Source organism: Pseudoalteromonas sp. SR43-2 (assembly GCF_014163885.1).
Taxonomy (GTDB): domain Bacteria; phylum Pseudomonadota; class Gammaproteobacteria; order Enterobacterales; family Alteromonadaceae; genus Pseudoalteromonas; species Pseudoalteromonas distincta.
Map to the genome: position 1 here is coordinate 15,268 of NZ_JACJED010000019.1, position 14,695 is coordinate 29,962.

Genomic DNA, 14,695 nt, shown 5'->3' on the forward strand with positions numbered 1-14,695 from the left:
AGCTTTAGAACTTTAGCTTAGCTAACATTATATTATGGATGTATTATTTCTGAGGTCGGCTTTTTTCTTATAATTTCTTTTTTGGCTTCATCAAGCTTTATAAAATAAGCATTACCGCCAATACCTTTAAATTCTTCATCTGTAAATACAATAGTATTGTCATCAAAAAAAGTGATAGCTTCTTTTTGAGTTACTATTCCTAAGTCAATTTTTGATACATCGCCAGAAAAAAACTTATCACCCTCAAAATTTTCGAATAGCCAAATACTGGTTGAATCAAGTAATATTAGTTTTTTACGATCAGGGCTTAAAGCGGCCGATGTTATCCAGCATAGCTTTTCTAAAGTGGTACATGTTTTAAATGAGTCTATTAACTCTGCTTTAAAATTAGCGGCATGATCGCCCACTTTATAAACCTTAGTAATACCGTCAAATGGCTCTGTGCGGTTTTTAGTAAATAAATATAAGTGACGTCCTAGGGCTACAAATGCCTCTAAATCAAAATTACGGTTATTGGGCTTTATAGGACTGCCATCCATTTCGGGGTAGGTAAACTTAATTATTTCTGCTTGAGTCGTATCTGTTTTTATATCTATCGGGTTTTCTATTTTATAAATAGTGAGCCATCTACGATCGTTTTTGTTGTTACCAAAATCGCCTAAAAAGAAGTGCCCAAATTTGTTTTGGGTCATGTCTTCCCAATCAATGTTTTTAGCGTTTTCAACTAAAATTTCTTTAGCAATAGAACCGTCTTTATTAAGTCTGTATAGCTTTGGTTCATTGCCTCCGTCGTTAATAGCCCATAAACGTTGCTGTTTATCAAATTCTATTCCTGATATTTCTTTTAATTTAGGGTCAACTGAAATTTCTTTTTTACTGTATAGGGTATAAATTGAGGTACCAATAAATGCAGCTACAACTAAAAAAATGATGGTGGTAGTTATTAAAATGGTTTTTTTCAACATGAAATTAATGATATTTCAGAGTATTAGAATGATGTGTATTATCCATGATGAAGTAATATAAAAAAAGTAATTTAGGATTTTAAATTTTCTTCGGATATTTGCAGCTATAAATATTTATATATTGAACTAATGAGGTTTTTAATAGTTTGTTGGTTTGAATATTGCTCTGTATGTTAAGTATCATTTAAAGCGTATTGTATATAAGGTTAATGCACCTTTTTGGTGTAATTGAAATATTATTTGCACTGTAATAAAGCGTAAATAAAGTTTTGTTTAACTAATAACACGTTTAATGATTTTTAGATGGTTACCACATCGCCTTTTTGTTTAGTTGTATGGCCTGTGGCAAAGATTAAGTACCCTTTTTGGTTTAGTTGGAGCCTGCTATGTTGAATAAACGTTTTTTTAAAACAAAAGATGAAGCTGAAGTTACTTTTGAATTTTCTCATCCAGAGGCAGAAGAAGTTTGCTTATTAGGTGAATTTAATGATTGGCAACCAGTGCCAATGAAGCTTTATAAAAAACAAGGTGTGTTTAAATTTAAGCAACGCTTACCTATCGATCAACAATTTCACTTTCGTTATCTGATTAATGGAGACATTTGGGATAACGACCATCAAGCTGACGGTTATATCGGCAATACTTTTGGCACAGAAAACAGCATAGTAAATACTCAACGCACTAATTAAGGCGATTCAATGGATGCTCTTTCGCAGTTGTTTTACCTGCATGGTATTGGCTTTGAATTCACTAAGTATACAGGTGAACAGGTGTTTTTTAGCGAAGAAACGCGTAAACGTGCTTTGCAATGTTGTGGTGTTGATACAAATAATGAAGCAGGAATAGCTCAACTAACTTATGATTTAGATGCATCGCTTTGGCTTGATTTAGTACCTAGTGTGAGTTTAGTTGAGCAAAGTACATGTTTGTTAAAGCTTCGTATAGATGAACGTCAGCAATATTTAGCCGCTAATATTGATGTCCCTTCACTTGGAATGCACATAGCATTTGACAACCTTTATAACTTGGCCGTCACTGGTGAATATTACTTGCACGGCGTGCGTTATATTGAGCTGGCACTACCCATAGATAATATGCCAATTGGCTATCATGACGCTAATGTTCAGGTAGGTGAGCAACACGCTATTACACAAATTTGGTGCGTGCCTGAGCAAGTCTATCAAGTGGAAGACACAAAGCGCACGGGATTATCTATTCAGCTTTACACATTAAAAAATAGAGCGAATTTGGGTATTGGCGACTTTGACGATTTATTAGCGCTTACAAAACTATGCAGCTCCCAAAACATGGATTACATATTACTTAATCCACTGCATTTGCTATTCGCTGATATGCCAGAGCGAGCCAGTCCTTATAGCCCTAATAGTCGCGCTTTATTAAATCCTCTTTATATTTCTATCGTACTAAGCGAAGACGCAATAAATAACGAAAACCTTGACGCCATTATGCAGCAAGATGATGTCGCTGCACTTATTAAAAGTAATGATCAGTTTATAGATTATGAAAATGTAAGCCGTATAAAGTATACGTTATTTGAAGCGCTTTATAATCAGTTTGAATTAACGGCAAGTGATGAGCGTCGCCAAGCGTTTACTGATTTTTGTAATGCTCACTCTACTACGTTAAATACCCTCGAATCAGATAACCTAACATTTGCTTATTACCTGCAATGGCAAGCGCATATGCAACTTGCACTGTGTCAAAAAAGTTGCGCAGAGAGAGGCATGGCTATTGGCTTAATAAACGACTTAGCTGTTGGTTGTGCTGGCGATGGGGCTGAATTTAAAAACCAGCAATCGCTGTTTAGCCAAGGTGCAAGTGTAGGCGCTCCACCCGATCCATGGGCTGAAGCAGGTCAAAATTGGGGCCTCCCAGCCCTCAATCCCCAAAGCCTTAGTAATAATCACTACCAATTTTACCGCTCGCTCATTCGCGCAAACATGCAAAACGTAGGTGGACTTCGAATTGACCACGTAATGGCTATTAGGCGCCTATGGTGGTGCTTTGAAAGCAATGCTGAACAAGATGGCTGTTATGTTTACTACCCGTTTGAGCACTTACTCGCCATTTTAAAAATTGAATCACATATTAATCAGAGTATTGTTATTGGAGAAGATTTAGGCGTTGTGCCGCCAGAGGTAAGGCAGGCTTTGGCATCTAGCGGTATTTTTTCTAACAGCTTATTTTATTTTGAAAAACAACACAGTGGTGAGTTTTTATCGACAGATGAGCTAGCAACACAGTGTTTGTTAATGATAGCTAATCATGATGTGCCGCCATTTACAGGTTGGTGGCAGCATGCTGATTTAAATATTAAGCAACAATACAAGCTTATTACTTGCAATGAATACGAGCAATTAAAGCAACAACGAATAGAAGAGCAACATAGGATACTACGATTTATTAATCACCATGGCAATACAACTGAGCTTTTATTACATAGTGAAGCAGTGACTGTTTATAGCGCACTTGCATTGTGTTTAGCAGGCTCTCAATCGCGTTTATTTGCAATACAAATAGATGACTTAGATGAGCAGAAGTATCCGGTTAATATCCCCGGGACAGATAAAGAATATCCTAATTGGCGACGTGTATTAACGCATACCAGTGAAGAAATTTTTACCAAAAATGCCTCACTTTTAGCTGCTATCGATTCAATAAGGAAAGGTTAAATGAGCAGTACAACTAATGAAAATAGTTATGATGCACAAGTAAACGCATTAAATACAGGGCGATTTAAAGACCCATTTAGCTTTTTAGGGGCACATAAAACGAATGCCGAAGTTGAAATTCGTTTTTATCTACCTTGTGCAATAAGCGTAAGTGTTACATTAAATAATAAAACTATTAAGGCGCAGCGCTACCAGCAAAGTGACTTATTTATAGCCAAAGTTGATGCTTTGCCCACTGCACCATATGAATGCATTGCTCAGTACACAGATAGCAGCGTTACCTTTTATGATGAATACAGTTTCCAAAGCACACTTGATGCAGAGGCAATGTATTTATTTAACGAAGGCAGTCTTGAACATGCTTACTCGCATTTTGGTGCACATTTTAGTACTCAACAAAACGTAGACGGTGTACGTTTTTGTGTATGGGCGCCTAATGCGGCAAGTGTCTCTATTATTGGTGAGTTTAACTTTTGGCAAGCGAATCGCCACTTTATGCGCTTTCATCCTGCAAGTGGTGTATGGGAGTTATTTGTACCAGGCCTTAAAGCTGACATGTGCTACAAATTTGCAATTACCGCGCAAAGTGGAGAGGTGCTCGAAAAAGCCGACCCTTATGCATTTAAAATGCAACAAGCACCTGGCACTGCAAGTGTACTGCAGTATAAACTAAAACCTATAAAGCTTGGCGAGCAGGCACTTCAAAACAGACAAAAGCGTAACCATATAGATGCACCAATTAGTATTTATGAAGTGCATTTAGGCTCATGGCAACGGGCTGAAAACAACCGCTATTTAAGTTACACAGAGCTTGCCGACAAACTCGTTAGCTATGCCCTTGAAATGAATTTTACTCACCTGCAACTTATGCCAATAAGTGAATACCCGTTTGATGGTTCGTGGGGGTATCAGCCTGTTGGATTATTTGCACCTACCAGCCGCTTTGGCGACTACAACAGCTTTAAATACTTTGTAGAGCAGTGCCACAAAGCTAATTTAGGTATTTTGCTTGATTGGGTACCAGGGCATTTTCCAAGCGATCCGCATGGCTTACATCGATTTGATGGCACCCATTTATATGAGCATGCTGATAAGCGCCAAGGGTTTCATCCTGATTGGAATACCTACATTTATAACTACGACCGTCCTGAAGTTAAAAGCTTTTTAATATCAAATGCTATGTATTGGCTACATCAATTTGGTTTAGATGGCCTGCGTGTAGATGCCGTAGCTTCTATGTTGTATTTAGATTACAGCCGAAAAGAAGGCGAGTGGGTTGCTAATTGTTACGGCGGGCGTGAAAACTTAGGTGCAATTGAGTGCCTAAAGCAAGTCAATATGCGCAGCTATAAAAACAACCCAGGCATTATGATGGTGGCTGAGGAGTCAACAGCATGGCCGGGTGTCACCCAAAGTGTTGAGCACAACGGTTTAGGCTTTGGTTATAAGTGGAATATGGGCTGGATGAACGATAGTTTGCATTACATGCAGAACGACCCACTTTATCGTCAGCATCATCATCACGAAATGACTTTTTCGATGGTATACGCGTTTAGCGAAAACTATATATTGCCATTAAGCCACGATGAAGTAGTACACGGTAAAGGATCGTTAATTGAAAAAATGCCAGGCGATGATTGGCAGAAATTTGCAAATTTACGCGCTTACTACGCATTTATGTGGGCACACCCGGGTAAAAAACTCTTGTTTATGGGCGGTGAAATTGCACAGCGAAAAGAGTGGGGACACGATCATTCTATCGATTGGCATTTACTTGAGCACCAAAGCCATAATGGTATAAAGCAAACGGTAAAAACACTAAATACGGTTTATAAAAACCAACCTGCGTTGTATGAGCTAGATTCGAGCGCGGCTGGTTTTACCTGGATAGATAACAATAATAATCAGCAGAGCATTTTAAGCTTTGTTCGCTATGCTAAAAACGCAAAAAACTTTGTGGTTGTTATTGCTAATTTTACCCCCGCATCCTATGAAAACTACGTTATTGGCGTACCGAGTAAAGGGCGTTACAAGGTCATTTTAAATACAGATGATACTCAGTTTTTTGGCTCTGGCGTTGAGGTAACTAAAGATTCATCGCAGGTAGTTCAAGCAATAAACGAATCAAATCATGGTTTTAAACACAGTATTTCAATTGCCATTGGTGGCTTAACTACTATTTATTTACAAAAGGTTGATGATGAGTAACCGATTTGATGTAGCACCCGGTAATGTAGAACCACTTGGCTCTAGTGTTATTGATAATGGGGTCAACTTCGCGCTTTATGCGCCTGGGGCAAGCCAAGCTTATGTATGCCTGTTTGATAAAAGTGGCCATTCAGAAATACTAAAAATGGCGATGAACATCAACGAAGGGGGTATTTGGAGTATTCATATTTCGCCATTAAACGCCGGTGCGCTTTATGGTTTTAGAGTTGAGGGTGAATATAACCCTAAAAATGGTCAACTGTTTAACGAAAATAAGCTGCTGATAGACCCATATGCAAAAGACTTGTTTGGCGAGTTTACTTGGAGTGAACGCCACTACGGGCAAATGCCAATCGGTACTAAAAGCACTGTAAATAATGCGATTGATATACCTAAATCAAAAGTAGCGGCTCCTACGTTGTATACGCATAAAAAGCCTAACCACCGTTGGTCAAACACGGTTATTTATGAGTGTCATGTAAAAGGTACAACGTGTCGTCATCCTAAAATACCTAAACCTCTACAAGGGAAGTTTTTAGGGTTAAGCCACCCAAGCTTTATTGAACACTTACAAAGCTTTGGTGTTACAGCCGTTGAGCTTTTGCCTGTTCATTCTTTTATTAGTGAGCAATTTTTAACAGGGAAAGGTTTGCAAAACTACTGGGGTTACAACACGCTTAACTTTTTTACGCCCCATAAAGACTATTTGGTAAACGACGATATAAACGAGTTTAAGCAAATGGTGCAAGAGTTCCATGCTGCAGACATAGAAGTCATATTAGATGTTGTTTACAACCATACAGCTGAAGCAGGGGCGGATGGCCCTATACTATCGCTTAGAGGCTTTGATAACTTAGCCTATTACCGCACAGTAGATGGCCAGCCTGACGTATATATAAACGATACCGGCTGTGGTAATACCATAAATATTGACCACCCTAAAACACTGCAACTTGTACTTGATAGCCTTCGTTATTGGGTTGAAGTAATGGGAGTTGATGGTTTTAGGTTTGATTTAGCGACCATTTTAGGCCGCTCAAAAGCAGGCTTTAGCTCCGCACATACTTTTTTACAAGTAGTTGCCCAAGACCCTGTGCTTAACAAAGTTAAGTTAATAAGTGAGCCTTGGGATATAGGCCCAGGTGGTTATCAGCTTGGTGCATTTCCGCCGCCATGGCGAGAATGGAACGATCAATATCGCGATGTAATTAGACGTTTTTGGCAAAGTGAAACAGGCATTATTGCAAGCGTTGCAAAACGTTTGCATGGATCGTTTGATATTTTTGAGCACAGCCAACGTGGGCCGCTCAATAGTATTAATTTCATAACGAGTCATGATGGTTTTACCCTTGCTGATTTAGTGAGTTATGAGCATAAACATAACGAAGCTAATGGCGAGCAAAATCGAGATGGGCACAGTGCAAATCATTCGTTTAACTGTGGGGTAGAAGGTTTTACCAGCGACTCTAAAATAAACGCACTGCGCTTACAGCAACAAAAGAACTTTTTACTTACTTTAATTCTCTCAAAAGGTGTTCCAATGATTGCCGCTGGCAGCGAAATGGCGCACTCGCAAGGGGGGAATAACAATGCTTATTGCCAAAATAATCGCACTAGTTGGCTTGCCTGGAAAGATTCTCAACTTAATCATTCGTTAACACGATTTATTGATGATGCATTAAAAATTAGACGTGCGCACAGTGCGTTTAAACACAGTGTATTTTTAGATGATATAGACGAGCGTTTTACCGTTAAGTGGTTTACCGAACAAGGTAAAACCATGACTGATGCTCACTGGCATGAAGATACCAGGCAGTTTTTAATGTATAGCTTACTTGATAAGCAAAACAATCATGCATTGCTGATTGTATTTAATGCCAGTGAAAAAACAATTTTTTGTCAAATGCCCCCATCGCCAATTAATGCGCCGTGGCAAATGATTCTATCAAGTGTACATAATGCATCTGTGAGCAGTAATGAAGATGCGATGGTTGAAATTTCAGCACAAAGTAGTTGGGTTTTTAGTGCCAATTTAGAGGATGTTAGTCATGGTTAAACAAAGTGATCAAGTGTGTGTAGTAAAGAGCTGGCAAGAAGGGCCCGTTATTGATGAAAGTACGCTTAAAGATGACTTAACACGGCATTTTTATTATACCCTCGGCCGAGATAAGGTGGGTGAATCGCAGCATTATTTGTATCACGCATTAGCGCTTACTATTCGCGACAGACTTGTGGCCCGCTGCAGAGAAACGAATCAACAAATTAAGCAAGAGAAACGCCGCAAAACGGCTTACCTTTCTCTTGAGTTTTTGATGGGGCGTGCGCTAGGTAATGCTGTTTTAAATCTAGATTTAGATGAACAAGTAAGCTCAGCACTACAAGAGTACTGCACAACAATAGAAACAATTGAAGACGCCGAGCACGACGCTGGCCTAGGAAATGGTGGACTAGGGCGCCTTGCAGCCTGCTTTTTAGATAGCTGTGCTAGTTTAGCGTTGCCTGTTATTGGCTATGGCCTACGATACGAATACGGCATGTTTAATCAATCGATTAAAGATGGTAACCAAATTGAGCAACCAGATAACTGGCTACGTGAAGGACATCCATGGGAGCTAAGCGCACCAGAGCATGCAAAACGTGTGAAGTTTGGTGGCTATGTGCAAAGTTACACAGATAAATTTGGCAGAGAGCACCGTCAATGGATGTGCTCACAAGATGTATTAGCTGTACCGTACGATGTACCTGTCCCAGGTTATAAAAACAATATCGTAAATACACTACGTCTGTGGAAATCAGAGGCAACAGATGAATTTAATTTAACCGAATTTAATGCGGGCAGTTATTCAGAAGCCGTCGCACAAAAAAATCTAGCCGAACAAATTACCATGGTGCTGTATCCAAATGACAGCAGCGAAAATGGTAAGGAGCTTAGGTTACGCCAACAATACTTTTTATCATCGGCGAGTATTCAAGACGTAGTAGACCAATGGGTTTCTCAACATGGCGAGAGCTTTAGTGACTTTGCTGATTTTCATGTTTTTCAGTTAAACGACACGCATCCAAGTATTGCTGTTGCAGAGCTAATGCGTATTTTAATTGATGATTACGAATTAAATTGGAACGATGCGTGGCAAATCACAACTAAAACCATGGCCTATACAAATCATACGCTACTTCCTGAAGCGCTTGAAAAATGGTCTGTTTCGTTGTTTTCAAAATTATTACCACGCATTTTAGAAATAGTTTACGAGATAAATGCACGCTTTTTAGCACAAGTTGCACAGCAATGGCCGGGAGATGTTGAAAAGCAACGTGCATTGTCACTGATTGAAGAGGGTGATGAGCCGCAAATTCGTATGGCTTATTTAGCTATTGTAGGTAGTTACTCTGTAAATGGCGTAGCAGCACTTCATACTGAACTGTTAAAAGCGGGATTATTTAAAGAATTTTATGCACTGTGGCCAGATAAGTTTAATAACAAAACAAATGGTGTAACGCCTCGTCGATGGCTTGCGCATTGTAATCCAGTATTAAGCGAATTAATTGGTGAAAAAATTGGCCATGATTGGGTTAAAAACTTTTCAAAAATTAGTGACCTACGTCGTTTTTATGACGACAAGGCATTTCATGAGCAGTGGCAAAATGCTAAACGTGAAAACAAACAACGTTTAGTTGATTTAGTCAAGGCGCGCTGCGATATCGATTTTGATGTATCAATGATGTTTGACGTACAAGTAAAACGTATCCACGAATACAAACGTCAGCTATTAAACATACTTCATGTGATTCATTTATATGACCGTATTCGCCGTGGGGATACCCAAGGACTTGTTCCTCGTTGTGTTCTATTAGGTGGTAAAGCAGCGCCAGGTTATTACATGGCTAAAAAAATTATTAAGCTTATTAATAACGTGGCAGAGGTTATAAATAAAGACCCTCAAGCTGCGCCATATTTACGCGTCGCATTTTTACCTAATTACAACGTAACCGCAATGGAAGTTATTTGTCCTGCAACCGATCTCTCAGAGCAAGTATCTACCGCAGGCAAAGAAGCGTCTGGTACTGGCAACATGAAATTTATGATGAATGGTGCATTGACAATAGGCACGCTGGATGGCGCAAACATTGAAATTAGAGATGCTGTTGGTGCTGATAACTTCTTTTTGTTTGGCGCACAAGCGCACGAAATTGACGATATTAAATCACGTTATAATCCAGAGCATTTAATATCGCAAAATAGCGATTTAAAGAATGTGATGCAATTACTCGAGAGCGGGCATTTTAATTTATTTGAACCATGCTTATTTGACGACATAACAAATGCAATTAAGAGCCCGCACGATTCATGGCTTGTTGCTCACGATTTTGAAAGTTATGTAGCAGCTCAAAAAGAAGTTGATAAAGCTTACGCAGATCAGACCTACTGGACACAAATGAGTATTTTAAATACAGCAGCCAGTGGTATGTTTTCAAGTGACAGAACCATAAGCCAATACAGTGAAGATATTTGGCATTTAGAACCCCTCAATATTAGTGAAACAGACTTAACGACAACTAAAAGCCATGCCACTAACAGCCTAGACTAAATGGAGAGAGTATTATGCCTAATTATGCAAATCGCTACATAAGTAGCCTAACCAGAGAAACTTACGCGTTAATACTGGCAGGCGGTCGCGGTTCTCGCCTGCATGAGTTAACCGATTGGCGAGCAAAGCCAGCAGTTTACTTTGGTGGTAAACATCGAATTATCGATTTTCCACTATCAAACTGCATTAACTCAGGTGTGAGACGTGTTGGTATTGCTACACAATATAAATCACATTCATTAATACGCCATGTAAACCGCGCATGGGGGCACTTTAAAAAAGAGCTAGGAGAGTCGGTTGAAATACTACCTGCATCTCAGCGCCAAGGTGATGATTGGTATTGTGGAACCGCAGATGCTGTTTTTCAAAACATAGATATTATTCGTCACGAGCTTCCTAAATATGTGATGATTTTGTCTGGAGATCATGTGTATCGCATGGACTATGGCGCTTTATTGGCTGAACATGTGCAAAAAGGCGCAGATATGACTGTGTGTTGTATTGAAGTCCCAGTAGAAGAAGCCGCAGACACGTTTGGTGTAATGACCGTTGATGAAGAAAATAGAGTGTGTCGTTTTGATGAAAAACCAGCAATGCCGAGCTCCGTACCCGGCAAGCCAGGTACATGTTTAGCATCAATGGGGAACTACATCTTTAATACTGAATTTTTATTTGAGCAACTTAAAAAAGATTCTGAAAATGAAGGCTCTGGACGCGATTTTGGTCACGATATTATTCCAGCGATTATAGAAGAGCATAATGTGTTTGCCTTTCCATTTAGAGATCCAAACCAAGAAGGGCAACCTTATTGGCGAGATGTAGGTACGCTTGACTCGTTCTGGGAAGCTAATATGGAATTGGTAATGCCAGAACCACAACTTGATTTATACGATCCAACGTGGCCAATATGGACTTATCAAGAGCAACTACCACCTGCTAAGTTTATTTTTGATGATGAAGATAGACGTGGTATGGCTTTAGACTCAACAGTCTCGGGTGGGTGTATTATTTCGGGCTCTGCGGTTAGAAAATCCCTGTTGTTTTCTAACGTTCACGTTCGATCATTTTGTACCATTGAGCAGTCGGTTATTTTACCCGGTGCGGTTATAAACCGAGGTTGTAAAATTAAACGCGCAATAATAGATAGAAGCTGTGAAATACCGGCGGGTCTTGAAATCGGTTTTGACAAAAAAACAGATGAAGAAAACGGCTTTAGGGTATCTAAAAAAGGTATCGTTCTTGTTACACGTGATATGCTCACTGAGCTTGCAAAAAAGTTAGAACGCCAAGCGCGAGAAAATAAAAAACTAGCGTAACAACAAGTTAGATAAGCACGACAACATAGCTTGCTCATTTGTGAGCAAGCTCACACAGGTTTAAAGGAAATAATAAATTAATGCATGTATTAATGGTTGCAGCAGAAAATGACGCGTTACCAGGCGCAAAAGTAGGCGGTGTGGCAGATGTAGTACGCGATGCACCTAAGGCTCTCGCAAAGCAAGGTATAACGGTTGATGTTGTTATTCCTGATTACGGGTTTGAGCCGCTTGAGCGTATTTATGTAGGTGAAGTAACTGTTGCATTTAATGCTCAACCCCATGTATTAACCATTTTTAAAGTACAACAAGCCGAAAATAATGTAAGCCAAATTGTTATTAGCCACCCGTTATTTAGTGAATCAGGCAGTGTATATTGTAATGATGCACCGGGGAGGCCTTTTGCAACTGATGCGACTAAATTTGCTCTATTTAACGCAGCCGTCTGCGAAGCGTTATTACAAGGTGTATTAAAGCGCCCTACAGCGCTGCATTTACATGATTGGCACAGTGCCTGCGTTGCAGTTTTACTTAAGTTTGAGCCACGTTATAGCTCACTTAATACCTTACCTATTGCCTTCACAGTGCATAATATTGCACTGCAAGGGATAAGGCCTTTCAAACATGATGATTCAAGCTTAGAGGCGTGGTTTCCATCACTTAGTTATAATGGCCAGCAATTATGCGACCCGCGTTACCCTCATTGTTTTAATCCTATGCGCAGTGCAATAAATCTATGCGATAAAATACATGTTGTATCGCCAACTTACAGCCAAGAGGTTCTTGAACCTAGCAATTACGAACATGGTTTTTTTGGTGGCGAAGGGCTTGAGCAAGATCTGCAAAATGCAGCAAGCCAAGGCAAGCTTGTTGGTATTTTAAATGGCTGCGAATATCCAATCAATGCACTTGAAGGAGCAACTCTCGCTGATTTTTATAGCCAAGCAGAGAGCACTTTATTTACTTGGATGGCAAATAGCGAGCAGTTACAAAGTGGCTATTATATTGCCCACCAACGACTACAGCAATTTAAAGCAACGGTTAATAACGGTCCATTAGTTACAAGCGTTGGCCGTCTTACTGAGCAAAAAGTGTTGTTATTGTGCCAGCAGGTTAATGGGGTTTTAGCTATTGATAAAGTGTGCCAATTAATTAGTGAACATAGCGGCAGACTTATTATTCTCGGCTCGGGTGGCAAAGAGCTCGAAAGCATATTTACCAAAGCAATGGCGCGTAATTCCAATCTTTTATTTTTAAAGGGCTATGGTCAAGGTGTTGGCGATTTAATGTATCAATTAGGTGACTTATTTTTAATGCCAAGCTCGTTTGAACCGTGTGGTATTAGCCAAATGCTAGCAATGCGAGCGGGGCAACCGTGTTTAGTACACAGTGTTGGCGGATTAAAAGATACTGTTAAACACCACGAAAATGGTTTTAGCTTTAATGGAGACACGTTGGCAACGCAAACGCGTAATTTAATTAGCTGTTTAGCCGAAACTCTCTTAATTAAAAAGCAAAATCCTAAAAGATGGCATAAAATTAAGCACAGCGCAGAGCAAATGCGTTTTTCGTGGCCACAAGTGGCAACTGATTATATAACAACCTTATACCGGTAAAACGTTTGTGTACTTTAAAGTTTAGTGACAAATCTACCTGCTTAGGGTTTAATTACTTAGTATTATATAAAAGCTAAGAAGTAGGTAATGTGTCTGTATTTGTTGCAAGGCAAGCAATATTCAATCGAAGTAAAAAAGTAGTAGCCTATGAGCTACTTTTTCGTGATAGTCCAAAAAATTATTTTCCAGATATTGCAGAAGGCCAAGCAACAGCAAGGCTTATTATGGAAAATCAATTAAATTTAGGTACACGCCATATTACATCAGGCAAAAAAGCGCTTATTAATATAGGACCAGAATCACTAAAACTCGATTTATGTGCTTTCTTACCATGTCAAGACGTTGTGATTGAGCTGCTCGAAACCATAGAACCTACCGACGATAACTATGAGCTATGCCGAGGTTTATTTCATAGTAACTTCAAACTCGCGCTCGATGATTTTGTATATAAACCACAATGGGATCGTTTTTTAAAGCTTGTGAAGCTCATTAAATTTGATATTGCAATTACACCTCTTAGCGAAATACAGCCCATAGTTACTAAGTTACAAGCGCATAAACAAATAAAAATACTAGCCGAAAAAATAGAAACACAAGAAGACTATAAGCTCGCCTTTGATATGGGGTTTGATTATTTTCAAGGCTATTTTTTTGCAAAGCCTACCATGATCAAGCAAAACGACATTGATTATAATTATGGTTTAGTCGTCGCTATTTACGCAGAAATAATGAAGCAAAGCCCTGATATTAAAACCATCGCAAGCCTGTTTGAGCTAGATGCTGCACTCGCATATAAGTTACTAAGATTAATAAACAGCGGTGTGTTTCCTATACAAAGCCAAATATCGTCATTAAAGCAAGCGCTTGTGTATTTAGGACACGAACGCCTTAAAAAGTTTGTGAGCCTTATTGTTACTGCTCATACAGCGGGTAAAAAACCTGCAGAGCTAATGCAAGTGTGTGTTGTACGTGCTCGTTTTTGTGAGCTTGTGGCAAAAAAGGTTAATAAAAGTCAGTCAGGCGAAGCATTTTTAACAGGGTTATTCTCGTTACTGGATGCAATCCTTGATCAACCAATGAGCTTGCTTGTTGAAAAGCTACCTTTCCCTGATGAAATAAAAACGGCATTATTAGGGGACAAAAACACACTTTATTATATTTTAAACGTTGTTAAAGCATATGAAACAGGAAGCTGGTGGGCACTTGAACAAGCTGTACTTTTGCTAAATATAGACAGTGCTATACTACCTCCACTTTACCAGCAGTCAGTCGATTGGGCTGACAGTTATAAGAATAATATTTAACGGATAA

Annotated in this window: 9 protein-coding genes; 8 read left to right on the forward strand and 1 reads right to left on the reverse strand. The window is 39.3% G+C overall.

Annotated features, from left to right (window positions below; genetic code table 11):
• Window positions 1-32: 32 nt before the first annotated feature.
• On the reverse strand, window positions 33-965 hold the full coding sequence (locus H5120_RS15220) for a hypothetical protein (protein ID WP_182675402.1): 933 nt from the start codon (window positions 963-965) through the stop codon (window positions 33-35).
• A 386-nt stretch (window positions 966-1,351) separates the two neighbouring features.
• Here H5120_RS15220 and H5120_RS15225 point away from each other — a divergent pair, with 386 nt between their 5' ends.
• The 8 genes from H5120_RS15225 (at window position 1,352) to H5120_RS15260 (ending at window position 14,688) form a co-directional block, all read left to right on the forward strand.
• Window positions 1,352-1,654 (forward strand): isoamylase early set domain-containing protein, encoded by a 303-nt coding sequence (locus H5120_RS15225; protein ID WP_002958606.1) that lies wholly within the window; start codon window positions 1,352-1,354, stop codon window positions 1,652-1,654.
• 9 nt (window positions 1,655-1,663) lie between these two features.
• Window positions 1,664-3,658, forward strand: coding sequence for a 4-alpha-glucanotransferase (gene malQ, locus H5120_RS15230; RefSeq protein ID WP_182675403.1), 1,995 nt, complete (start codon window positions 1,664-1,666; stop codon window positions 3,656-3,658).
• Complete coding sequence (gene glgB, locus H5120_RS15235) at window positions 3,659-5,866, forward strand: 1,4-alpha-glucan branching protein GlgB (protein WP_182675404.1); 2,208 nt, start codon at window positions 3,659-3,661, stop codon at window positions 5,864-5,866.
• Complete coding sequence (gene glgX, locus H5120_RS15240; protein WP_182193805.1) at window positions 5,859-7,922, forward strand: glycogen debranching protein GlgX; 2,064 nt, start codon at window positions 5,859-5,861, stop codon at window positions 7,920-7,922. Before glgB ends, glgX begins: the two co-directional genes overlap by 8 nt.
• A complete protein-coding gene (locus H5120_RS15245; protein ID WP_182675405.1) occupies window positions 7,915-10,452 on the forward strand; it encodes a glycogen/starch/alpha-glucan phosphorylase in 2,538 nt (845 codons plus the stop codon). The genes glgX and H5120_RS15245 overlap by 8 nt, the downstream gene beginning before the upstream one ends.
• Before the next feature lie 14 nt (window positions 10,453-10,466).
• Window positions 10,467-11,768: a glucose-1-phosphate adenylyltransferase gene (gene glgC, locus H5120_RS15250; protein ID WP_002958601.1), complete on the forward strand. Its 1,302-nt coding sequence runs from the start codon at window positions 10,467-10,469 to the stop codon at window positions 11,766-11,768.
• A gap of 80 nt (window positions 11,769-11,848) precedes the next feature.
• Window positions 11,849-13,384 (forward strand): glycogen synthase, encoded by a 1,536-nt coding sequence (locus H5120_RS15255; protein WP_182675406.1) that lies wholly within the window; start codon window positions 11,849-11,851, stop codon window positions 13,382-13,384.
• An 89-nt stretch (window positions 13,385-13,473) separates the two neighbouring features.
• On the forward strand, window positions 13,474-14,688 hold the full coding sequence (locus H5120_RS15260) for an EAL and HDOD domain-containing protein (protein WP_182675407.1): 1,215 nt from the start codon (window positions 13,474-13,476) through the stop codon (window positions 14,686-14,688).
• Window positions 14,689-14,695: the final 7 nt, after the last annotated feature.

Bases quoted from the DNA above. Each gene is read 5' to 3' on its own strand.
- H5120_RS15225 (WP_002958606.1), top strand. From the start codon at position 1,352: ATGTTGAATAAACGTTTTTTTAAAACAAAAGATGAAGCTGAAGTTACT.
- glgX (WP_182193805.1), top strand. From the start codon at position 5,859: ATGAGTAACCGATTTGATGTAGCACCCGGTAATGTAGAACCACTTGGC.
- H5120_RS15245 (WP_182675405.1), top strand. From the start codon at position 7,915: ATGGTTAAACAAAGTGATCAAGTGTGTGTAGTAAAGAGCTGGCAAGAA.
- malQ (WP_182675403.1), top strand. From the start codon at position 1,664: ATGGATGCTCTTTCGCAGTTGTTTTACCTGCATGGTATTGGCTTTGAA.
- H5120_RS15255 (WP_182675406.1), top strand. From the start codon at position 11,849: ATGCATGTATTAATGGTTGCAGCAGAAAATGACGCGTTACCAGGCGCA.
- glgC (WP_002958601.1), top strand. From the start codon at position 10,467: ATGCCTAATTATGCAAATCGCTACATAAGTAGCCTAACCAGAGAAACT.
- H5120_RS15220 (WP_182675402.1), bottom strand. From the start codon at position 965: ATGTTGAAAAAAACCATTTTAATAACTACCACCATCATTTTTTTAGTT.
- glgB (WP_182675404.1), top strand. From the start codon at position 3,659: ATGAGCAGTACAACTAATGAAAATAGTTATGATGCACAAGTAAACGCA.